26 protein-coding genes are annotated in these 20,962 nt (G+C 69.8%); 15 read left to right on the top strand and 11 right to left on the bottom strand.

Annotated features, from left to right (window positions below; genetic code table 11):
- Positions 1-109: 109 nt before the first annotated feature.
- Positions 110-1,576 carry a PAS domain-containing sensor histidine kinase gene (locus ABZ855_RS20360; protein ID WP_360808770.1) on the top strand — a complete coding sequence of 489 codons (1,467 nt, stop codon included), beginning with the start codon at positions 110-112 and terminating at the stop codon, positions 1,574-1,576.
- Positions 1,577-1,761: 185 nt separating this feature from the next.
- On the opposite strand, the gene ABZ855_RS20355 is transcribed toward ABZ855_RS20360, so the two are convergent.
- Together ABZ855_RS20355 and ABZ855_RS20350 are read right to left on the bottom strand one after the other, a co-directional pair.
- A complete protein-coding gene (locus tag ABZ855_RS20355; protein WP_006380970.1) occupies positions 1,762-2,019 on the bottom strand; it encodes a WhiB family transcriptional regulator in 258 nt (85 codons plus the stop codon).
- A 319-nt stretch (positions 2,020-2,338) separates the two neighbouring features.
- Entirely contained in the window at positions 2,339-3,307 is a 969-nt protein-coding gene (locus tag ABZ855_RS20350) for a diacylglycerol kinase family protein (protein ID WP_360808648.1), read from the bottom strand.
- A 152-nt stretch (positions 3,308-3,459) separates the two neighbouring features.
- Between ABZ855_RS20350 and ABZ855_RS20345 the strand changes: the two genes are divergently transcribed.
- Positions 3,460-3,936, top strand: coding sequence for a hypothetical protein (locus tag ABZ855_RS20345; protein ID WP_360808646.1), 477 nt, complete (start codon positions 3,460-3,462; stop codon positions 3,934-3,936).
- A 30-nt stretch (positions 3,937-3,966) separates the two neighbouring features.
- On the opposite strand, the gene ABZ855_RS20340 is transcribed toward ABZ855_RS20345, so the two are convergent.
- The 3 genes from ABZ855_RS20340 to ABZ855_RS20330 form a co-directional block, all read right to left on the bottom strand.
- Positions 3,967-5,085 (bottom strand): RNA polymerase sigma factor SigF, encoded by a 1,119-nt coding sequence (locus ABZ855_RS20340; RefSeq protein ID WP_360808644.1) that lies wholly within the window; start codon positions 5,083-5,085, stop codon positions 3,967-3,969.
- The gene (locus ABZ855_RS20335) at positions 5,082-5,495 is read right to left on the bottom strand and encodes an anti-sigma regulatory factor (RefSeq protein WP_053744517.1); all 414 of its coding nucleotides are present in this window, start codon (positions 5,493-5,495) and stop codon (positions 5,082-5,084) included. Before ABZ855_RS20335 ends, ABZ855_RS20340 begins: the two co-directional genes overlap by 4 nt.
- A gap of 336 nt (positions 5,496-5,831) precedes the next feature.
- Positions 5,832-6,092: a UBP-type zinc finger domain-containing protein gene (locus tag ABZ855_RS20330; protein WP_319210868.1), complete on the bottom strand. Its 261-nt coding sequence runs from the start codon at positions 6,090-6,092 to the stop codon at positions 5,832-5,834.
- A 95-nt stretch (positions 6,093-6,187) separates the two neighbouring features.
- Here ABZ855_RS20330 and ABZ855_RS20325 point away from each other — a divergent pair, with 95 nt between their 5' ends.
- A complete protein-coding gene (locus ABZ855_RS20325) occupies positions 6,188-7,783 on the top strand; it encodes a Na+/H+ antiporter (RefSeq protein WP_360808768.1) in 1,596 nt (531 codons plus the stop codon).
- Positions 7,784-7,805: 22 nt separating this feature from the next.
- Here ABZ855_RS20325 and ABZ855_RS20320 read toward each other — a convergent pair whose 3' ends face one another.
- From ABZ855_RS20320 to ABZ855_RS20310, 3 genes are all read right to left on the bottom strand, one after another.
- Positions 7,806-8,690 carry a pyridoxal-phosphate dependent enzyme gene (locus ABZ855_RS20320; RefSeq protein ID WP_360808642.1) on the bottom strand — a complete coding sequence of 295 codons (885 nt, stop codon included), beginning with the start codon at positions 8,688-8,690 and terminating at the stop codon, positions 7,806-7,808.
- A 122-nt stretch (positions 8,691-8,812) separates the two neighbouring features.
- Positions 8,813-9,403 carry an N-acetylmuramoyl-L-alanine amidase gene (locus ABZ855_RS20315; protein ID WP_360808640.1) on the bottom strand — a complete coding sequence of 197 codons (591 nt, stop codon included), beginning with the start codon at positions 9,401-9,403 and terminating at the stop codon, positions 8,813-8,815.
- A 135-nt stretch (positions 9,404-9,538) separates the two neighbouring features.
- Positions 9,539-9,772: a hypothetical protein gene (locus ABZ855_RS20310; protein WP_044473334.1), complete on the bottom strand. Its 234-nt coding sequence runs from the start codon at positions 9,770-9,772 to the stop codon at positions 9,539-9,541.
- Between the two features lie 271 nt (positions 9,773-10,043).
- Here ABZ855_RS20310 and ABZ855_RS20305 point away from each other — a divergent pair, with 271 nt between their 5' ends.
- From ABZ855_RS20305 to ABZ855_RS20280, 6 genes are all read left to right on the top strand, one after another.
- Positions 10,044-11,450: a family 2B encapsulin nanocompartment shell protein gene (locus ABZ855_RS20305; protein ID WP_360808638.1), complete on the top strand. Its 1,407-nt coding sequence runs from the start codon at positions 10,044-10,046 to the stop codon at positions 11,448-11,450.
- Positions 11,451-11,554: 104 nt separating this feature from the next.
- Positions 11,555-12,685: a family 2 encapsulin nanocompartment cargo protein polyprenyl transferase gene (locus tag ABZ855_RS20300; protein ID WP_360808636.1), complete on the top strand. Its 1,131-nt coding sequence runs from the start codon at positions 11,555-11,557 to the stop codon at positions 12,683-12,685.
- 174 nt (positions 12,686-12,859) lie between these two features.
- Positions 12,860-13,468, top strand: coding sequence for a GNAT family N-acetyltransferase (locus ABZ855_RS20295; RefSeq protein WP_360808634.1), 609 nt, complete (start codon positions 12,860-12,862; stop codon positions 13,466-13,468).
- 61 nt (positions 13,469-13,529) lie between these two features.
- On the top strand, positions 13,530-13,748 hold the full coding sequence (locus ABZ855_RS20290; RefSeq protein WP_360808632.1) for a hypothetical protein: 219 nt from the start codon (positions 13,530-13,532) through the stop codon (positions 13,746-13,748).
- Positions 13,749-13,807: 59 nt separating this feature from the next.
- Positions 13,808-14,140: a DUF952 domain-containing protein gene (locus ABZ855_RS20285; RefSeq protein ID WP_360808630.1), complete on the top strand. Its 333-nt coding sequence runs from the start codon at positions 13,808-13,810 to the stop codon at positions 14,138-14,140.
- A complete protein-coding gene (locus ABZ855_RS20280; protein WP_360808628.1) occupies positions 14,137-14,400 on the top strand; it encodes a hypothetical protein in 264 nt (87 codons plus the stop codon). Before ABZ855_RS20285 ends, ABZ855_RS20280 begins: the two co-directional genes overlap by 4 nt.
- On the opposite strand, the gene ABZ855_RS20275 is transcribed toward ABZ855_RS20280, so the two are convergent.
- Positions 14,397-15,215, bottom strand: a complete 819-nt coding sequence (locus ABZ855_RS20275) for a VOC family protein (RefSeq protein WP_360808626.1) — start codon at positions 15,213-15,215, stop codon at positions 14,397-14,399. The two genes, ABZ855_RS20280 and ABZ855_RS20275, sit on opposite strands and share 4 nt — an antisense overlap.
- 107 nt (positions 15,216-15,322) lie before the next feature.
- Between ABZ855_RS20275 and ABZ855_RS20270 the strand changes: the two genes are divergently transcribed.
- Genes ABZ855_RS20270 through ABZ855_RS20255 form a run of 4 tightly spaced genes read left to right on the top strand, consistent with a single transcriptional unit; the run spans position 15,323 to position 18,385 of the window.
- Positions 15,323-16,393: an inorganic phosphate transporter gene (locus ABZ855_RS20270; protein WP_360808624.1), complete on the top strand. Its 1,071-nt coding sequence runs from the start codon at positions 15,323-15,325 to the stop codon at positions 16,391-16,393.
- A 16-nt stretch (positions 16,394-16,409) separates the two neighbouring features.
- Positions 16,410-16,661: a hypothetical protein gene (locus ABZ855_RS20265; protein WP_360808622.1), complete on the top strand. Its 252-nt coding sequence runs from the start codon at positions 16,410-16,412 to the stop codon at positions 16,659-16,661.
- Positions 16,658-17,542 (top strand): polyphosphate kinase 2, encoded by an 885-nt coding sequence (ppk2, locus tag ABZ855_RS20260; RefSeq protein WP_360808620.1) that lies wholly within the window; start codon positions 16,658-16,660, stop codon positions 17,540-17,542. The genes ABZ855_RS20265 and ppk2 overlap by 4 nt, the downstream gene beginning before the upstream one ends.
- A gap of 33 nt (positions 17,543-17,575) precedes the next feature.
- Positions 17,576-18,385 carry a class I SAM-dependent methyltransferase gene (locus tag ABZ855_RS20255; protein WP_360808618.1) on the top strand — a complete coding sequence of 270 codons (810 nt, stop codon included), beginning with the start codon at positions 17,576-17,578 and terminating at the stop codon, positions 18,383-18,385.
- A gap of 69 nt (positions 18,386-18,454) precedes the next feature.
- Here the strand turns inward: ABZ855_RS20255 and sodN are convergent, their stop codons facing one another.
- Complete coding sequence (gene sodN / locus ABZ855_RS20250; RefSeq protein ID WP_005480378.1) at positions 18,455-18,850, bottom strand: superoxide dismutase, Ni; 396 nt, start codon at positions 18,848-18,850, stop codon at positions 18,455-18,457.
- Positions 18,851-18,994: 144 nt separating this feature from the next.
- On the opposite strand from sodN, the gene sodX reads away from it, so the two are divergent.
- Entirely contained in the window at positions 18,995-19,453 is a 459-nt protein-coding gene (sodX, locus tag ABZ855_RS20245; protein ID WP_360808616.1) for a nickel-type superoxide dismutase maturation protease, read from the top strand.
- Here the strand turns inward: sodX and ABZ855_RS20240 are convergent.
- A complete protein-coding gene (locus tag ABZ855_RS20240; RefSeq protein WP_360808614.1) occupies positions 19,357-19,986 on the bottom strand; it encodes a CGNR zinc finger domain-containing protein in 630 nt (209 codons plus the stop codon). The genes sodX and ABZ855_RS20240 overlap by 97 nt on opposite strands.
- 132 nt (positions 19,987-20,118) lie before the next feature.
- Here ABZ855_RS20240 and ABZ855_RS20235 point away from each other — a divergent pair, with 132 nt between their 5' ends.
- Positions 20,119-20,907, top strand: a complete 789-nt coding sequence (locus ABZ855_RS20235) for a class I SAM-dependent methyltransferase (protein ID WP_360808612.1) — start codon at positions 20,119-20,121, stop codon at positions 20,905-20,907.
- Positions 20,908-20,962 lie beyond the last annotated feature (55 nt).

Below are 20,962 nucleotides of genomic sequence, written 5' to 3'. Positions count from 1 at the left end.
CTCCGGGCTGCGGTGCCGGGAGGGCTGAGGGTCCCTCTCAGGCGCCGCGGCCCGCGGGTGTTTTCCGGCCAGGTCCGGACCGGCGGGTACGCTCGCACACGTGCCCTCCATGAACGAACTCGTACGCCAGCACACCGCGCTCAGTGACTCCGACCTGGAGTGGCTGCACCTGCTGGTGTCGGAGTGGCAACTGCTCTCCGACCTCTCCTTCGCCGACCTCGTCCTGTGGGTGCCCACACACGACGGCACCCGCTATGTCTCGGTCGCCCAGATGCGGCCCAACACCGGCCCCACCTCCTACCAGGACGACATGGTCGGCCACCTCGTCCCCCGTGGCCGCCGCCCCCTGCTGGACGCCGCCCTGGACGAGGGCCGGATCGTGCGCGAGGGCGACCCGGAGTGGCGCGAAGAGGTCCCGGTGCGCGTCGAGTCGATCCCCGTGCGCAGGGAAGGACGCGTCCTCGGGGTCATCGCCCGCAACACCAACCTCCTCACCGTCCGGACCCCGAGCCGCCTGGAGCTGACGTATCTCCAGAGCGCCTCCGACCTGGCCCAGATGATCGCCGCCGGATCGTTCCCCTTCTCCAACCAGGTGGTCGACATGGACGCCTCGCCGCGCGTCGGCGACGGACTGATCCGGCTCGACGCCGACGGCATCGTCCAGTACGCCTCGCCGAACGCGCTGTCCGCGTACCACCGCCTCGGCCTCGCCCACGACCTCGTCGGCCATCACCTGGGCGTGACCACCGCCGAACTCGCCCCCACCCGGGGCCCGGTGGACGAGGCGCTCTCCAAGGTCGCCAGCGGCTGGGCGCCGCGCGAGTTCGAGATCGAGTCCGTGGACGGGGTCATCCAGTTCCGCGCCATCCCCCTCAAGCCCAAGGGCACGCGCATCGGTTCGCTCGTCCTGCTCCGGGACGTCACCGAACTGCGTCGCCGCGAGCGCGAGTTGATCACCAAGGACGCGACCATCCGGGAGATCCACCACCGCGTCAAGAACAACCTCCAGACGGTGGCCGCTCTGCTGCGCCTCCAGGCCCGGCGCATCGACTCGGAGCGCGGGCGCGAGGCCCTGGAGGAGGCCGTACGGCGCGTGGGGTCCATCGCGATCGTGCACGAGACGCTCTCGCAGAACCTCGACGAACGTGTGGAGTTCGACGAGATCGCCGACCGCGTCCTCGCGATGGTCGCCGAGATCTCGCCGGGCACGGTCACCGGCCGGCGCACCGGGCGCTTCGGCATCCTGGACGCGGAGGTCGCCACCCCGCTCTCCATGGTGCTGACCGAGATCCTGCAGAACGCGCTGGAACACGGCTTCGGACCGGGCGACACCGGCTCCGTCGAGGTCTCGGCGGTCCGCGGCGGCACGACCAAGGAGTCCCGCCTGCTCGTCACCGTTCAGGACGACGGCGTGGGCCTCCCCGAGGGCTTCGACCCGCACCGCTCGGGCAACCTCGGCCTGCAGATCGTACGGACGCTGGTGGAGGGCGAGTTGGGCGGCACCTTCGACATGGTGCCGGCACCCGAGCGGGGTACGCAGGTGATCCTCGACATCCCGGTGCGCGCCAACAAGTAGCCCGCGCACGGCGGCGATGACCTGAGCAAAGCGATGAGCCCCGGACCATGGAACGGTCCGGGGCTCATATGCTTGTTCGCGCGTTTGCTATGCGCATCGGGGGCACTGCGCGCTGCGGCTCGGGGGCGGGAGATGCGTACTCGCTGTACGCGCCGCCAAGCTCAGGCTGTTAGCGGGGTGGGTTGTCAGGCGGTTGCCTGACGGGCCCGGTTGCGGGCGGCGCGACGCTTCATGGCACGGCGCTCGTCCTCGCTGAGACCACCCCAGACGCCGGAGTCCTGGCCGGACTCAAGCGCCCACTGCAGGCACTGCTCCATGACGGGGCAGCGGCGGCAGACGGCCTTGGCTTCCTCGATCTGCAGCAGCGCAGGACCGGTGTTGCCGATGGGGAAGAAGAGCTCGGGGTCTTCCTCGCGGCAAACGGCGTTGTGACGCCAGTCCATGGCTGCTACCTCTCCTTGGTATTACATGCACGTTGCTTGTGAATGTGAACGCTTTCACGAATCCCTCAACAACTGAAGGGCCGATCATCAGACGGACTGATGTGGTCCTGTGAAGTGAGGAGGGGTTCTGGCTCTCTGTGGTGGCCGGTGTTGCGGGCCGTCCCGAGCGCCACGTAGAGACTCGCAAACCTCAGCGACGGATACAACCCCTACCGGAAAGTTTTTTTTGATTCCTCGGTGTCGGCTCAGTCACAGCCGTACTTCCATGGGGTGGACCCTGGCCTAAACGTTCGAGTGGAAGGACTTTAGCCCGTTCCGCTCACACAATCACACGCAGTGCACGGCGTACGCCTGTGAACGTCACGCTCGTTCGCAGTCCGAGGTGGTCGCCGTCCATCTGGAGGGGCAGAGGCACCTTCGAATGCAAGGTGAAGTCGGTCAGGTCGTGCAGGGAGGTGGCATGCCTGCCATGGGGTCCCCGCTCGGGGGACGAAGTGAGCAACTGCATGCCATACCGGGCAACAGCGCCCGTCGACATGCGGCTGAGACCGAGTACGTCGAGCCCGGTATCGAACGAGGCCTTAGGTGACGCGTACACCGGACGATTGCCCAGGAACGTCCACGGGGACGTGTTGCAGACTATGGAGAGCACAAGATCGGTAACCGGTTCGGCGCCCGGTTGTTCCAGAGTGATCGTGCCGTGCCGGCGATTCGCCTCACCCAGAAATTGGCGCACGACCTGCCGCAGGTAAAGGGAATGTGTGGATTTCCGGCCCTTTTCGCGCTGCTGTTCCACCCGGCCGATCACACCGGCGTCGAATCCCAGGCCGGCGCAGAACGTGAACCAGCGCTCCGGCACCGACTCGTCCTCGGTGCCCGGGGTGCCCTTCGCGACACCGAGGCCCACCGTACGCTCGCGGCCCTCGCGCAGGGCGTCCAGGAGGACGCCGGTGGCCTCCACGGCGTCGTTGGGCAGACCGAGGGCACGCGCGAAGACGTTCGTGGAGCCGCCGGGGACGACGGCGAGGCCGGGCAGCCGGTCCGGGTCGGGTCCGTTGTGCAGCAGGCCGTTGACGACCTCGTTGACCGTTCCGTCGCCGCCGAGGGCGACGACCAGGTCGATGTCCTTGCTCTCCGCCGCCTGCCGGCCGAGATCACGCGCGTGGCCCCGGTACTCGGTGGTGACCGCCTCGAGTTTCATCTCGCTCGCGAGAGCATGGGTCAGCACATCGCGCGTACGTGCGCTTGTGGTGGTAGCCGCCGGATTGACCACGAGAAGTGCACGCATGCGAAGCAGAGTACCTACTGGGTGGTACTCACCCCTAGGGCAGGTGAGGGGTCCGTAAGAATCGGGGGCGCGTGACCGCATCCCGTAGGGGGCGTGTGCGGACGAACGGCACACCCCACGAGGCGCTCCACGCCCACGGCTACCCTTCAGGGGTGAGCGCTGAGCAGACCCCCGCCCCCAGAGCCCCCGACCCCAAAGCCGCTGCCCCGGAAACCCTCGACCCGACGGGGCCGCGCCCCCTGCGGCTGACCGCCGCGGCCTTGCTCGCCGCCCTGGAGGGCCTCGCCCTGCTCGTCGGCGGGGCCTTCATCCTCGTGCTGGGAGTGACGGGCGATCCGGACGACCGGCAGCAGGCCGTCACCGGTGGGGTCACGCTGATCGTGCTCGCCCTGCTGCCGCTGCTCGCCGCGCGCGGGCTGCTGGGGCGGCGGAGCTGGAGCCGGGGGCCCGCCGTCATCACCCAGATCATGGCGCTGCCCGTCGCCTACAACCTGCTCCAGGCCGACAGCATGGCCATTCCGGGCGGGATCGTGCTGGGTGTCGTGGCGATCGCCGCGCTCGTACTGCTGGTGAACCAGGAGACGACCCGGGCCCTCGGGATCCGGGGGCCCGGCAACGCACAGGAATGACCTCGAGGCACCGGAGTGACCCCGAAAGGGTTACTCCTCGACCAGCAGCTTCTCCCGCAGCTGGGCCAGGGTCCGGGCCAGCAGACGGGAGACGTGCATCTGGGAGATCCCGACCTCCTGCGCGATCTGCGACTGCGTCATGTTGCCGAAGAAACGCAGCAGGAGGATCCGCTTCTCCCGGGGCGGGAGATCCTCCAGGAGCGGCTTGAGCGACTCGCGGTACTCGACCCCCTCCAGGGCCTCGTCCTCGGAGCCCAGGGTGTCCGCGACCGCCGGGGACTCGTCGTCCGTGTCGGGAACGTCCAGGGACAGCGTGGAGTAGGCGTTGGCCGACTCCAGGCCCTCCAGGACCTCCTCCTCGGAGATGCCCAGCTTCTCGGCCAGCTCGTGGACCGTGGGGGAGCGGCCGTGCAGCTGCGAGAGCTCCGCCGTCGCCGTGGTGAGCGAGAGGCGCAGCTCCTGGAGCCTGCGCGGCACGCGGACCGCCCAGCCCTTGTCACGGAAGTGCCGCTTGATCTCACCGACGACCGTCGGGGTCGCGTACGTCGAGAACTCGACGCCTCGGTCCGGGTCGAAGCGGTCGACCGACTTGATCAGGCCGATCGTCGCGACCTGGGTCAGGTCGTCCAGCGGCTCACCGCGGTTGCGGAAGCGGCGCGCGAGGTGCTCGACCAGCGGGAGGTGCATACGGACCAGCCGGTTGCGCAGCTCCGCGTACTCCGCGCTGCCGTCCGGCAGTGCGCGCAGCTCGTAGAACAGGGCGCGCGCCCCGCTGCGGTCCGTCGGAGAGTGCTGCGTGACCTGCACCGTCTGTTGTGAGCCCTGCGCTTCGTCTCGTTCGTGCTCGCTCATCGTCCCGCCCGTCGACCCTCCCCGAGTCCGCGCGTCGACGCGCACCGGGGAGACCTCACTTGGCTCTTCCAGGGGCGCACTCCGCACGGCACCTTCCCGATCCAGCTGCCCGTCGTCCTTGAGGCCGGCCTCCGAGAGGTCGTCCTCCGGGTGCGGCCGGGCCTGTTCGGGGATGCCCGGGATACCGGCGACAGCGTCCGCCGTGTCCCGCGGCCCGTCCGGGCCGTCGCTGCCCGCCGTGGGCAGCTCCCGTGTGCCGCGTTCTTCGTCCCGCACCGGCCCGTCCCCGTTCCTCACGCCGGCCCGGGTCCCGCGCCGCGCTTCTTGTAGAGACTGATCGACACGGTCTTGTCCTCGGCCACGGTCGAGTCGACCTGGCCCGCGAGGGCCGACAGGACGGTCCAGGCGAAGGTGTCGCGCGCGGGGGCGTGACCGTCCGTGGTCGGGGCGGAGACCGTGACCTCCAGAGAGTCGTCGATCAGCCGGAACACACAGCTGAGTACGGAGCCGGGCACGGCCTGCTGAAGCAGGATCGCGCAGGCCTCGTCCACTGCGATGCGCAGGTCCTCGATCTCGTCGAGGGTGAAGTCCAAACGGGCCGCGAGTCCGGCCGTGGCCGTACGCAGCACCGACAGGTAGGCACCCGCGGCCGGCAGCCGGACTTCGACGAAGTCCTGGGTCGCGGGCTCGCCTGCGAACTGGGACACCCTCACCTCCAAGGTGGTACAAGCTCTTTCGGGGGCCGAGGGTCGCCCCCCGGGGTAACGCGTACGTGGTTCAGCGGTGACGCTACCGCGCTCCGGATGCTCCTGTCCCCCGGGACCCCAGCCCCTTGCTGTCACTCATAGTAAACCTATGGATACGCACAGTGGCTAGGGGTCTGCGGGCCCAATTGGGAAGAGCGCGCGCCGGGTTGACGTACCCAGACGTCAGACGGTCGAACCGTCCGGATCCAGGGTCACACGAGTACGCCCTCGGTCACCAATGCCCCTGCTCACACGGGTGCGGAGCCGGGGGCGCGGCGATGTACGGTTTCCGCGCGGTCATACAAGAACGTGATCGACAAAGCACCAGCGCCAGTTCTCGCCGGGTTCGAAGGTCCGCATCACCGGGTGCCCCGTTTCCTTGTGGTGCTGTGTCGCGTGGCGATGCGGCGAGGTGTCGCAGCAGCCGACGTGGCCGCAGTCCAGACACAGACGCAGCTGCACCGGGTGGGTACCGGCCGCCAGGCACTCCGGACAGGTCTCGCTCTTGGGCTCGGGCTCCGGGTGCGGCAGCGCGTCGGCATGCGTGCACTGTTTCATGATTGCCAGGTTACGACGGTGGTGGGGAAAGCCGCGCGGAATGCCCGAGCGCGCGAGGAACCAGGGTGGGCGGAGACGAGAGTGGGCCGAAACCGATGCATGTGATGCCACTGCTCCTGCTGGTCGCGGGCAGCGCCGCCATTGCCGCCGCCGCCCGCCGCACCCCTGTCCCGCCCCCGCTGCTGCTGGTCGCCGCCGGCCTGGTGTTCTCCTACGTCCCCGGGGTGCCCGACTACGCCCTCGACCCGCATGTCGTCCTGCCGCTGATGCTGCCCCCGCTGCTGTACACGGCGGCCGTCGACAGCTCGTACCTCGACCTGCGCGCGCAACTGCGGCCGGTGGCACTGCTGTCGGTGGGGTACGTGCTCTTCGCGACGATCGTCGTCGGCTGGGCCGCCTATCTGATCGTGCCCGGGCTGCCGCTGACCGCCGCGCTGGTGCTCGGCGCGGTCGTGGCACCGCCGGACGCCGTCGCGGCCACGGCCGTCGCGCGCCGGGTCGGCCTGCCCTCGCGGGTCACCACCATCCTCCAGGGCGAGTCCCTGGTGAACGACGCCACCGCGATCACCGCCTACCGCGTCGCCCTCGCGGCGGCCGTGGGCGAGGGGGCGACCTGGGCGGGCGGAATCGGAGAGTTCCTGCTCGCGGCGGTCGGCGGCATCGGGATCGGACTGATCCTGATGGTGCCGATCCACTGGCTGCGCACCCACCTCAGGGAGGCGCTGCTGCAGAACACGCTGTCCCTGTTGATCCCGTTCGCCGCGTACGCGGTCGCCGAATCGGTGCACGCCTCCGGGGTCCTCGCGGTGGTGATCGTGGCGCTTTATCTGGGTCATCGCGCGTGGCAGGTCGATTTCGCCACCCGTCTCCAGGAGGAGGCGGTGTGGAAAATGGTCGCCTTCGTTCTCGAGTCGGCCGTCTTCGCCCTGATCGGGCTGCAACTGCCGGTCGTCCTGGAGGGACTTGGGGAGTACGAGGGTCTCCATGCCGCCTGGTACGCGATCGCCGTCTTCCTCGTGGTCGTCGTCGCCCGCTTCGCCTGGTCGTACCCGGCGACGTACGTGCCCCGGCTGCTGTCGGCGCGGATCAGGGAACGGGAACCGAATCCGACCTGGCAGGGCGTGTTCGTCATCTCCTGGGCCGGAATGCGGGGGGTCGTCTCGCTGGCCATCGCCTTCTCGATCCCCCTCACGGTGGAGGGCGGCCAGGCCTTCCCGGAACGCAACCTGGTCCTCTTCCTGACCTTCACGACCGTCATCGGCACGCTGGTCGTCCAGGGCCTGACCCTGCCCCCGCTGATCCGGCTGCTGAAGCTGCCCGGCCGGGACGCGCAGGCCGAGACGCTCGCCGAGGCGAACGCCCAGGCGCAGGCGTCCAGGGCGGCACAGCAACGCCTCCAAGGCCTGCTGGAGGACGAACGCAACACCCTGCCGCCCCCGCTGGCCGATCGGCTGCGCTCGGTGCTGGAACGCCGTCAGAACGCCGTCTGGGAGCGTCTGGGCTCGGTCAACCCCGTGACCGGCGAGACGGTGGACGACACCTACCGGCGCCTGTCGCGAGAGATGATCAGCACGGAGCGGGAGGTGTTCGTACGGCTGCGCGACGGCCGCCACATCGACGACGAGATGCTGCGAACGCTGCTGCGCCGGCTCGACCTGGAGGAGGCGGCGGCGTTCCGCGAGACGGAGTAGCGGCGGACGAACTCCACCACCCCTACGGAAACGGCCGCCCCGTGACCACCGCCGCGACGGTCGCCCCCCTCTCGAACGCCCCCTCTTCCACCAGAGCGACAAGTCCATACAGCATCTTGGCGACATAGAGACGTTCCACGGGTACGCCATGACGGGCCTCGAAGTCGGCGGCGAAGGCGTGCAGTTCGGGGGGCGTACGGGCATACCCGCCGAAGTGGAAACGGTGGTCGAGGGTCCAGGAGCCGCGGGGGCCGCCGAAGGCGGTTTCCTGGAGAGCCCGTATCTCCGCGTCCAGGAAACCCCCCTTGAGCACCGGAACACCGAGGGCGCGCTGCTCGGGGGCGAGTCCGGCGGCGAGGCCCGCGAGGGTGCCACCGGTGCCGCAGGCGACCGCGACGACATCGGCGTGGCCGCGCAGCTCCTCGCCGAGAGCCCGGCAGCCGCGTACGGCGAGAAGGTTGCTGCCACCCTCCGGGACGACGTACGCGTCCTCGGCGTCACCGCCCGCCTCCCGGCGGATGGCGGCGAGGATGTCGGGCTCGGCCTTGCGCCGGTACGTCGATCTGTCGACGAAGTGCAGCCGCATACCGTTCGCCACACAGTGGGCGAGGGAGGGGTTGAGGGACCGACCGGCGAGTTCCTGACCACGGACCACCCCCACCGTCGGCAGACCATAAAGACGCCCGGCGGTGGCGGTGGCCCGCAGATGGTTGGAGTAGGCCCCACCAAACGTAAGGATCGCCCGCCCCCCGGCGGCCTCCAGATTGGGCACCAGCTTGCGCCACTTGTTACCGATGAGATCCGGATGAACCAGATCATCCCGCTTCAACACCAAACGAACACCGTGACGGCCGAAGCGGGGATCGGAGAGTTCCTGAAGAGGGGAGGACAGCGACACACCCCCCATTCTGCCTTTCAGCCCGTCCGGCGTTTGAGGACAAGGCCCGTTCAGGGCCGTAGGGGGGTCTGGGGGCGCAGCCCCCAGGAAGGGATGGGACGGGTAGGGGCGGCGGGGGCGAAAAAAGCCCCTCACTTCAAACGATCCCGCACCCTCTCCCTCAACCACGACATACCGAACCCCCGAGGATCAACCTTCCCGGGCTGCCACTCGCGATGCCCGATCACCGACCGCTCCGTCCACCCATGATGCCGACACAACGCCGCCGCAACCTTCTCGATCGCATCGAGCTGAACCTGCGGCCACGGATCCTCCCCGTCCCCGAGGTTCTCGCACTCGAACCCATAGAAGTGCCGGTTCCCATCCGTATTGGCCTCGTTGTCCAACGGCAACGCCTTCTCCGCGATCACCGCCCGCAGCACGTCGTCGTCCCCGAGACCCGCGTGATTGGCCCTGCCGTAACCGACAAGGTGAACGCACCCGTCCTTGGTGATGACGCCGTGGCACAGCGGACCGGGCAACTCGGCATAACCCTCACGGCAGAGTTCCACCGTGCGTTCGCTGCCCCTGGTCACGGTGTGATGGATCATCACGCCGTGGACCGGCCCCCAGGGGCCCTTGTGATTGCGGTTGTGGTGGGCCCAGTCGCCGACCTCGACGACGGTGACGCCTTCCTCCCTGAGCCGGTCCAGGAAATCGGCAGCGGACATGGGTGGGGCCATGACCGTCTCCTTCGTGCTGCGCGACGGCCACCGGTCGTGACCACCTCGTACCGCAGCTTGTACCGGAATCGGACGGTCAGGGGCGAATTGTTCGTACGGCGTGCGAGCCGATCCGGTCAGTGATGCCGAACTCGGTCACTGCCGCAGAAACGCGTCCCCGTTCACCGCGATGTGGCTCTCCAGGGCCTGCAGGGCCCGCTGTGTCGCGTCGGGCGAACCGCTGCCGCGCCGCTCCGCGTAGTACGCGGCGCCCACCTTCTTCAGCAGGTCGCTGCCGGCCCGCTGGGCCTGCACCTCGTCGAGCTTCTGCTTGCCCTGCGTCAGGCCGCGCTGTGCCTGTTCTTTGGCGCGGTCCAGGAAGCCTGCCATCGGTGTCTCCTGTTCGTCGTCCGTCAAAAGCTCGAACGCCCGGCCCGATCTTGAAGTTCCCCGTTCGGGGCATTTTCCGTTCGTCCCGTCGAACGGGCCGCCGAAGAACCCCCTGTGTGCCCACTTCGGGGATGATCCATTCCCGCTCATTCGTGTAATAGCACTGGCACGTTCGGTGAGGAAGGGTGGGGCGGGCAGGCGTCCGATGCGGGCGGATCCGATGGGGAACGACGCATCAACGCATTACGTGTTATCGGGAGGGCAGTTCTTTATGTCGGTAGGCGAAGAGATCCGCACGGAGCAGGACAGGCCTCAGCAGAGTCTTGGAACGTCGGCCGCGCGGAACCTGGCCACCACCACCAAGTCCGTACCCCAGATGCAGGAGATCAGCTCGCGCTGGCTGCTGCGGATGCTTCCCTGGGTGAACGTGCAGGGTGGTGCATACCGTGTGAACCGGCGGCTCACCTATTCCGTGGGAGACGGCCGTCTGACGTTCGTGAAGACCGGCGACCGGGTGGAAGTGGTCCCCGCCGAGCTGTCCGAGTTGCCGGCGCTGCGCTCCTACGAGGACGAGGAGGTGTTCGCCGAGCTCGCCCGACGCTGCCAGCAGCGGGAGTTCGCGCCCGGCTCGGAGATCGCCTCCTTCGGCAGCACGAACGACGAGGTGTTCCTCCTCGCCCACGGCAAGGTCGAGAAGATCGGCACGGGTCCCTACGGGGACGACGCCGAACTCGGCATGCTGGCCGACGGAGCCTACTTCGGCGACCAGGCACTGCTCGACCCCGATGCCCTGTGGGAGTACACGGCCCGCGCGGTCACCACATGCGTCGTGCTGACCCTCTCCCGTTCGCACTTCGAGCAGGTCGCCGAGCGCTCCGACTCGCTGCGCGCACACCTCCAGGCGCTGAGCGCGATCCCGGAGCAGAACGCCAACAGGTACGGCGAGAAGCAGATCGACCTGGCGGCCGGTCACAGCGGCGAGCCGGACATCCCGCGCACGTTCGTCGACTACGAGGCCAGGCCCCGTGAGTACGAACTGAGCATCGCCCAGACCGTCCTGCGCATCCACTCCCGGGTGGCCGACCTCTACAACCAGCCGATGAACCAGACCGAGCAGCAGCTCCGTCTCACCGTCGAGGCCCTGAAGGAGCGCCAGGAGCACGAACTCATCAACAACCGGGAGTTCGGACTGCTCAGCAACTGCGAGTACGACCAGCGGCTCCAGCCGCACGACGGCGTACCCAGCCCCGACGACCTGGACGAACTGCTCAGCAGGCGGCGCGGAACCAAGTTCCTGCTCGCCCACCCGCGCGCGATCTCCGCGATCGGCCGCGAGCTCAACAAGCGCGGTCTCGTCCCCGAGACCATCGACATGAGCGGCAACCGCATCCCCACCTGGCGCGGTGTCCCGATCTTCCCGTGCAACAAGATCCCGGTCACCGAGGCCCGTACGACCTCGATCATCGCGATGCGTACCGGTGAGGCCGAGCAGGGGGTCATCGGGCTCCAGCAGGCCGGCATCCCGGACGAGATCGAGCCCAGCCTGTCCGTGCGGTTCATGGGCATCAACGAACAGGCGGTCATCAACTACCTGGTGACGGCCTACTACTCGGCGGCCGTCCTGGTGCCGGACGCCCTCGGCGTGCTGGAGAACGTCGAGATCGGCCGCTGGCGATGACCTCGGCCCACGGCCCGGCCGAGACCCTCGAGACTCTGGATCCGGAGAGGCGGAACCCCATGGGCAGTCCCGCTCAGAGCCCTTCGGAAGGATCCCCGGAGTCGGTGGCAGGGGAGCGGCCGGACGTGGGCACCGGGCAGGCGCGCCAGATCCCTGCCCCCGTGCGGGTACGAGGGCAGGGGGAGGAGCGGGTGGTGTCCGGCGGGTCGGACGGGCAGGACGCCGCCCTCATCCTCGAGCGGACCCGGACCGTGGTCGATCCCGAGTTGCGCGGGGCGATCGAGTCGCTGCCCGGGTCCATGCGCCGTGTCGCGCTCTACCACTTCGGGTGGGAGCACGCGGACGGCAGCCCGGCGGCGGGCAACGCGGGCAAGGCGATCCGCCCGGCCCTCGTGCTGACCGCGGCCGTGGCTCTCGGCGGCCGGCCGGAGGCTGCCGTACGGGCGGCCGCCGCGGTGGAACTGGTCCACAACTTCACTTTGCTGCACGACGACGTCATGGACCGGGACACCACCCGCAGACACCGGCCCACCGCCTGGACCGTGTTCGGCGACGCCGACGCGATCCTCGCCGGGGACGCCCTGCAGGCCCTGGCGCTGAGACTGCTCGCCGAGGACCCGCATCCGGCGGCGGCCGGCGCGGCCGCCCGGCTGGCGTCCTGTGTCGTCGAACTGTGCGAGGGGCAGCACGCGGACACGGCCATGGAGAAACGAAGCCCCGACGAGGTCACCCTCGACGAGTGCCTCTTCATGGCCGAGGCCAAGACGGGCGCGCTGCTCGGCTGCGCTTGCGCCCTCGGCGCGCTGTACGCGGGCGGATCGGCCGCGGACGTCGAGGCGATGGACGCGTTCGGCCGGGAGGCCGGGCTCGCCTTCCAGCTCATCGACGACGTGATCGGGATATGGGGGGACCCGAGCCGTACCGGCAAGCCGGCCGGGGCGGATCTGCTCGCCCGCAAGAAGTCCCTGCCGGTGGTCGCCGCACTGGCCTCCGGCACACCGGCGGCCACCGAACTGGCCGAGTTGTACGGAGTTCCGTACGACGAGGGGCAGGAAGGGGCGCTGGAACGGACGGTGCTCGCCCTCGAGCGGGCGGGCGGCCGGGACTGGGCGCAGCTCCAGGCGGCCGACCGGATGGCCCGTGCCATACAGGAACTGTCCCGTGCGGTCCCGGACCCGGAGGCGGCGGGCGGCCTGCTGTCCCTGGCCGAGTTCGTGACCCGCCGCAGCACCTGAGGCCCCCGGAGACACCCGTGGCGGGGCGTACGGCCCTGACTCCGTACGCCCCGCCACGGCGCTCCGGGTGGCGGGTCCCGCACATCCCCACGGTGTGCGGGCCCTGCCGCACCGCGCACCCGTTAGGCTCAACCGCCGCATGATCAGCGGCGGTTGAGACAAAAGGGGCGGGGCATGGACGTGGCGATACGCACGGCGGACGAGGGCGACCGGGAGCTGGTCGTCCAGCTGCTCGACGGGGCGTTCCAGGACGATCCGGTGAGCGGCTGGGTCTTCCCGGACCAGGCGCAGCGCCGGGTGACGCACCCCAAGCTGATGGCCGCCTTCCTCGACATCGTGCTCGCCGAGGGCCGGGTCGACCTCACCGAGGACGGCCTGGCGTGCGCACTGTGGCTGTCCGTCCCCGCCGACGCCCACCCCGAGGACGCGGAACAGGACGACGGCGCCGCCCAGTTGCGCGAGGCCGTCGAACCCGACAACGAGCGCGTGGAGCTGATCGGACGGCTCACGGCGGGTATCCATCCCGCCGGGCGCGCCCACGAGTATCTGTGGCTGATCGCCGTGGCACCGGACGCCCAGGGGAGGGGACTGGGCACGGCCCTCGTGCGCCAGGTCCTGGACCGCTGCGACCGGGAGGGAGTGGCCGCCTACCTGGAGGCGAGCAACGCCCGCAGCCGCAAGCTGTACGAACGGCTCGGCTTCGACCTCCTCGACCGCCCCCTGGACCTCCCGGACGGCCCCCGGATGTGGCCCATGTGGCGCGAACCGCAGCAGGGGCGCTGAAGACGCGGAATGCGCCGACCGGCGGGGAGCGATTCGGGTATTCCGGCAATACCCTGAGGGCATGGACAGAGAAGAGCACGACTGTCCCGTCTGCGGACAGCATGTGACCACGGTGATCCGCCGGTACAAGACGCTCGGTGCATGGGTGCCGAAGTGGGTCCCCGGGCCGTGCCGGAACACCGAGTGCGAGGTGTACGTCGACCCGGCGGCCGAGGCCGAGGCGGCAGCGGCGGCGGCGGGCCCGAGGACTAAGGGCGGGCGCACCGCGCGCAAACCATGAGCGCGGAAACCTTGAGGGCGGCCACCCCGCGGGTCGCTGCCACCCTTTAGGTTGGGCGCATGTCCGAACTCCCGCACATCCTCCACATCACCGAACGCGCCCTCTGGGACGCCGCCCGCGAGCGAGGCGCGTACGAGATGTCGACGCGTGGCCGCACCCTCCAGGAGGAGGGGTTCATCCACTGCTCGACCCGCGCCCAACTCCCCGCGGTGGCGGCCTTCCTGTACGGCTCCTACGCCGGCCCCGACGAGCTGGTGGTGCTGGTCGTGGACCCCGCCCTCCTCGACGTACCCCTGAAGTACGAGGCGCCGAAGCCGGGCGGCGAGGAGTTCCCGCACGTGTACGGGCCGATTCCGGTGGCCGCCGTGGTCGGCGTCGAGGCGTGGGAGTGAGCCGAAGGGCGTGGCGGTGGGCCGTGCTCGTGTGGGTGGTCGCGGTGGCCGCCGGGGGCGGGCTCACGGTGTGGCTGCAGGCCTCGGCGGAGCCGCCGGAGAGGCCCGCCTGGTATCGGACGGGCGACAGCGATCCGGCCCCGCTGCTGCGGCAGGACAAGGAGGCCGCCGCAAGCATGTGCCCGGCGACACCGGGGGCCACTCCGACACCGGAGGAGACGTCCAGGGTGATCGTGGTGTGCGTACGCCACCCTCGCTAGGCGATGTCGTCCGCCGTCGTCCGTGTCGGCTTCGGCAGGCCGCCCGTTTCGGGGTCGCGGCCGGTGAGGCAGTACGTACCGCCCGCCGGGTCGCGCATGACCGTCCAGTGGGGGCCGTGGGCGACGACCGCCGCACCCAGGCGCTCGTGGCGGGCGGCGGTCGCCCCGATGTCGGCGCAGGCCAGGTCGAGGTGGGCGGAGGCGGCGGGCCGCTCGGTGCCGAGGCGCTGGAGCAGGATGCGGACCGGGAGGCCGGCCGGAGGCCTGAGGACGTGGAACTCGGGGAGTGAGCCGGTCAGTGAGTCCCAGCCGGTGAGACGCTCCCAGAAGGCGATCTCCGTGGCGTACGCGGCCGGCGGGATGTCGATGGACACCTGGTCGAGGCGGCTGCCGTTCACCACCGCGGGCCGTACCGTCTCCCCGTTCCAGGGCACGGCGCAGAACAGCTGCCCGGCGGGGGACCGCAGCACGGCCCACCCGGCGTGCGCGGCGGCGACCGTCGCCCCGAGCGCCGACGCCGAGCCGACGAAGGCGTCTACGTCCTCGACGGCGAAGTCGAGATGGGCACCCCCGTCCCCGGAGTCCACCCCCTGGACCTTGACGCAGGCGTCGCCCTCGCCCGGCAACAGGGTCACGAACTCGCCCTGCTCACCCCGGATTTCGGACAGGCGGGTGTCCGTGACGGCCGTCCAGAAGGCCTGGGCGGTGCCCAGGAGCCCGGCGGGCCGGTCGACGAAGGCGTAGGTCCAGCGGATACCAGTGCCAGTGCCAGTGCCAGTGCCAGTGCTGTTGCCGGTGGCAGGAGCGGTGCTCATGGGGTGATCGTAAAAGGGGCTGTTGTCCACGTCACCTGCCTTTTTCCGGGAACAGGCTTTGCCCGCAGTTCGTCGCGAATACGCCTGCGCTTGCTTCCATCGGGCGCATGGACCACATCACCTTCCTGGTGGCGGTCGTCATCGTGACCCTGGCCTTCGACTTCACCAACGGCTTCCACGACACGGCCAACGCGATGGCCACGTCCATCGCCACCGGCGCCCTGAAACCGAGAACCGCGGTCCTGATCGGTGGCGTCCTGAATATCGTCGGCGCGTTCCTGTCCACCGAGGTCGCGAAGACGATCTCCGGAGGCATCGTCGACGACACGCTCGTCACCCCGGGGATGATCTTCGCCGGGCTGATCGGCGCGGTGTGGGTGAGTGCCGGCGCCGACGGTGTGCACTTCACCAAGGTCGTGGAGAAGGTGCTGATCCCGGCGCCGGCCTCGCCGCTGGTGGCCGGAATCGCGGCCCTGATCGCCACGTACCTCGCCTACAAAATCACGGCGCGCGCCCGCAGGGACTCGGTGACCAAGGGATTCCGGGCCGGTCAGATCGCCTCCGCCTCCCTGGTCTCCCTCGCGCACGGCACGAACGACGCGCAGAAGACCATGGGCATCATCACGCTGACCCTGATCTCCGCGGGTGCGCTCGGCCACGACGCCGGACCGCCGGCGTGGGTGATCGCCTCGGCGGGGCTGGCCATCGGCCTCGGCACCTATCTGGGCGGCCGGCGGATCATCCGGACCATGGGCAGGGGCCTCGCCGAGATCCAGTCGCCGCAGGGCTTCGCCGCCGAGACGGCGTCCACGGCCGTCATCCTCACCTCCGCCCACCTCGGCTTCGCCCTGTCCACCACGCAGGTCGCCTCGGGCAGCATCCTGGGCGCGGGCCCGGGCAGGCGGCCGGCGGAGGTGCACTGGGGGGTCGCGGGCCGCATGGTCATGGCGTGGCTGATCACCCTGCCCGCCGCCGCGCTGGTCGGCGGGGTCTCGGCGGGCGCGGTCAGGTACGGCGGAAACTTCGGCACCGTGGTCGTCGCGCTGGTCGCCGTCGCGGTCGCGGCGGGCATCGTCCTGGCCGCGCGCCGCAACCCGGTGGGCGCGCACAACGTCAACGACACCCACGAGGTCAGCATCAAGTCGACGGCGCCGACGAGCGTCGGCACGGCCGCGTGAGCGGGGGAGAACACTGATGAAGCTGGACTGGACCGCACTGGCCGAGGTCGCCGCGGTGAGCCTCGGGGTCACCGTCGCCGTGGTCGTCGTCTTCGCCCTGGGGGTGCTCGGAGTCGCCCGGGCGGAGGGGGCGCGCGAGAATGGCGAGGACACCAGAACGCTCGGATTCGCCCAGGCCGGACTGTGTTTCGTGGCGTGCGCGGCGGTGGTCGCGTACGGCATCCACCTGATCGTCCCGCAGTTCCACCAAAGGAGGCCTACGGTATGACACCCCTGATGTCCGGACTGAAGGTCGACTACAGCGACCACGACGAGCCCGTCCTGATCCGGCCGGACGGAAGTCCGGTCGAGACCTGGCGGGAGAACTACCCGTACCCCGAGCGCATGGAGCGCCGCGAGTACGAATGGCACAAGCGGCTCCAGCAGATCGAACTGCTGAAGCTGCAGAGCTGGATCAAGCAGACCGGCCGCCGGCTGGTCGTCGTCTTCGAGGGCCGGGACGCGGCCGGGAAAGGCGGCACGATCAAGCGCTTCACGGAGCACCTCAACCCGCGCGGCGCCCGCGTGGTGGCCCTGGAGAAGCCCACCGAGCGCGAACGCGGCCAGTGGTACTTCCAGCGGTACGTCGAACACCTCCCGACCGACGGCGAGATCGTCCTCTTCGACCGCTCCTGGTACAACCGGGCCGGTGTGGAACGCGTCATGGGCTTCTGCACGGACGACGAGTACCGTCGCTTCACCCGCCAGGCCCCGCTGTTCGAACGCATGCTCGTCGATGACGGCGTCGACCTGATCAAGTTCTGGTTCTCGGTCTCCCAGAGCGAACAGCGCACCCGTTTCACGATCCGCCAGGTCGACCCCGTAAGACAGTGGAAGCTGAGCCCCATGGACCTCGCCTCCCTGGACCGCTGGGACGACTACACGGCGGCCAAGGTCGCCATGTTCCGCGCGACGGACACCGAACAGGCGCCCTGGACGGTGGTGAAGAGCAACGACAAGAAGCGGGCGCGGGTGGAGGCGATGCGCAGCGTGCTGGCCCGCTTCGACTACACGGGCAAGGACGAGGAGGTCGTCGGCAGCCCGGACCCGCGCATCGTGGGCGCGGCGGCCACCCTGCTGGAGGCGGGGGAGGATGACGACGGCGTGTGAACGCCGCCCGACACACCCCCGGGAGCCACTGACGTGACCGACCGATCCACCGCCACCGACCGGACCCGCCTCGCCGAAGGCGCTTACAGCAGCGACCGGGACCTCGCCGCCCGGCAGTCGCTCTACCCGTGGCAGACGCCCAGGCACGATCTCCCGGGCATCGTGGTCGAACAGTTGGGCGGTGTGCGGGCCGGCGCGCGTGTGGTCGACGTCGGCTGCGGCAACGGCAGATACGTCGAGCGGCTGCGCGAATCCCGCCCCGACCTCGCCACGCTCGGCCTGGACCTCGCCCCCGGCATCCTCGCCACCGTCCCCGGCCCCGTCGCCGTGGCGGACGTCACGCGACTGCCGCTGGCCTCGGGGAGCGTCGACGCGGCCCTGGCGATGCACATGCTGTACCACGTACCCGACATTCCGCAGGCGGTACGGGAGTTGGCGCGGGTCGTCGCCCGTGACGGCGTGCTGATCGCCTCCACCAACAGCGACGACGACAAGGCCGAACTCCACGACCTGTGGCAGCGGGCCGCGACCGACGTGCTCGGCACCGGCAGGGAACCGGCCCGGTTCTCGATCGGCGCCCGCTTCTCCCTGGAGAAGGCGCGGGCCTTCCTGGGGGCGGAGTTCGGCAGGGTGCGCACCATCGAACTCCCCAGCACCGTCACGGTCCGCGATCCCGAGCCGGTGGTCGCGTACCTGACGTCGTACCGCGCCTGGGCGGACCTGTACGAGGCCCCGTTCACCGCGGTCGTGGAACGGGCCCGCACCATCGTCACCGACCGGATCACCCGCCAGGGGTCGTTCGAGGTCGGCTGCCGGGCGGGGATCCTCGTGTGCGGCCGTTGAGCCGTTGAGGGAGGGCAGCGAAAAGGGCCGGTCGGGTTGTCGACCGGCCCTCTTCGTCGAGGCCTCGCATCAGGCCTTCTTCGTCTCCCAGAAGATCTTGTCGATCTGGGCGATGTAGTCCAGTGCCTTCTGGCCCGTCGCCGGGTCGGTGGACGCCTTGGCGGCCGAGAGGGCCTTCAGGGCGTCGTTGACCAGCTGGTGCAGCTCCGGGTACTTCTCGAAGTGCGGCGGCTTGAAGTAGTCGCTCCACAGGACCGAGACGTGGTGCTTGGCGAGTTCTGCGCGCTGCTCCTTGATGACGGTGGCACGCGCCTGGAAGTGCGGGTCGTCGTTGGCGGCCATCTTGTCCTGCACGGCCTTCACCGACTCCGCCTCGATGCGGGCCTGGGCCGGGTCGTACACACCGCAGGGCAGGTCGCAGTGTGCGCTGACCTTGACCTTGGGGGCAAACAGGCGGGAAAGCATGGAGCGTTCCTTCCTCGTGATCGTCTTCTCAGGTTGGACATTACTCCCTGGGAGAAGCCTTTTCGCGAGTGCCCCCATGGGCTTAGGACAAAAGTAGGGGGTCAGACTGGGACTGGTGGAGGATGGAACCGGGGAGGTGCCGGGATGCCGGAGCTGTCGCAGGAGAGCGAGCACGGAAGCGAACACGAGAGCGAACGCGGCGGGATCGCGAAGCTCTTCGGATGGTTCGCCGTGACCGGGCCGTCGATGGTGCCCACGCTGTATCACGGCGATTTTCTCGTGGTGCGGTACGGGAACCGGGTCAGGGTCGGCGACATCGTGGTCCTGCGTCATCCGTTCCAGCAGGACCTGCTGGTCGTCAAGCGGGCCGCTGAGCGCCGTGAGGGCGGCTGGTGGGTGCTCGGGGACAACTCCTTCGCCGGCGGCGACAGCACCGACTACGGGACCGTGCCGCACGAGCTGATCCTGGGCCGGGTCCGGTTCCGCTACCGGCCGCTCAAGCCCGGTCAGCGTTCGCCGCTGGCGCTGCTGCGCTGGGCGGTGTCGGCCGGCAGGCTCGTCCTCTCGGACCGGTCGGCCTCCAGCCGTTTGCGGGCGCGGTAGGCGGCCACGTTGGCCCGGGTCGCGCAGCGGTCGGAGCAGTAGCGGCGGGAGCGGTTCGTCGAGGTGTCGAGGTAGGCGTTGCGGCAGGGCGGCGCCTCGCACAGGCCCAGGCGGTCCACGCCGTACTCCGTGAGGTGGAAGGCCAGGCCCATCGCGGCGATGGCCGCGTAGCCCGCGGTCGCGTTCGACGGGTGGTCGGCGAGGTGCATGTGCCACAGCGGGCGGCCGTCGTCGTTGCGGAAGTCGTGACCCGAGATCTGCGGGCTCACCGGGAACTCCAGCAGGAGTGAGTTCAGCAGGTCCACCGAGAGCGTCTCGTCGCCGGTGTCCGCCGCCTCGAAGACCGCGCGCAGCCTGGCCCGTACGGAGCGGAACCGGGTCACGTCGGCGTCGGTGGCGCGGCGCGCGGCCTGCTGGTTGGCGCCGAAGAGATCGCGGACGGCTTCGATCGAGGTCAGCGAGTCCTTTCCGCGGGCCGGTTCCTCGGTGTTGACGAGGCGCACGGCGTAGTCCGAGTAATAGGCCAGTTCCACTTGTAGTCCTTACGAGGGCGTTCTATGGTCGTGGATGCGAGGAAGTAACGGCTGACATTGCTTCCAGGGTATTACGCGTGCGTTCGGAAGGCGGGCGCGGCAGGCGAGGAACGGCCGACGGGAAGGGCTTCAATGACCACCACGACCGGCAACGCGGGCACTACCGGTAGTGACGCCGAAACCGACTGGAATGCCTGGCAGGCGAGCTGGGACCGGCAGCAGGAGTGGTACATGCCGGACCGTGAGGAACGGTTCCGGATCATGCTCGACATGGTCGAGGCCCTCGTGGGCCCCGCCCCGCGCGTACTCGACCTGGCATGCGGCACGGGAAGTATCACGGCCCGGCTGCTCGACCGGTTCCCGCAGGCCACCAGCGTCGGCGTCGACCTCGACCCGGCGCTCCTCGCCATCGCCGAGGGCACCTTCGCGGGCGACGACCGCGTCACCTTCGTCACGGCCGACCTCAAGGACCCGCGGTGGACGAGCGGGCTGCCGTACGACTCGTACGACGCCGTCCTGACCGCCACCGCCCTGCACTGGCTGCACAGCCAACCTCTCGCGGACCTCTACGGCCGGATCGCGGAGGTCGTCCGCGACGGCGGTCTGTTCATGAACGCGGACCACATGATCGACGACAGCACGCCCCGGATCAACGCGGCGGAGCGCGCACTGCGCCACGCACGTATGGATCAGGCCAAAGTCGGAGGCGCCGTCGACTGGGCCGAATGGTGGCGGCTCGCCGCCCAGGACCCCGTACTCGCCGGCCCGACCGCCCGCCGCTTCGAGATCTACGGCGAGCACGCCGACGGCGACATGCCCTCCGCCGAGTGGCACGCGCGCGTGCTGCGCGAGAAGGGGTTCGCGGAGGCGCGTCCCGTGTGGTGCTCGCCGTCCGACACGCTGCTGCTCGCGCTCAAGTAGGCCCGGCGACGCGGGAGGGGCGGTACGAGGATCTCGTACCGCCCCTCCCGGGTAT

Source organism: Streptomyces sp. NPDC047042 (assembly GCF_040644035.1).
Taxonomy (GTDB): domain Bacteria; phylum Actinomycetota; class Actinomycetes; order Streptomycetales; family Streptomycetaceae; genus Streptomyces.
This window is presented reverse-complemented; position numbering and strand designations above follow the sequence as displayed.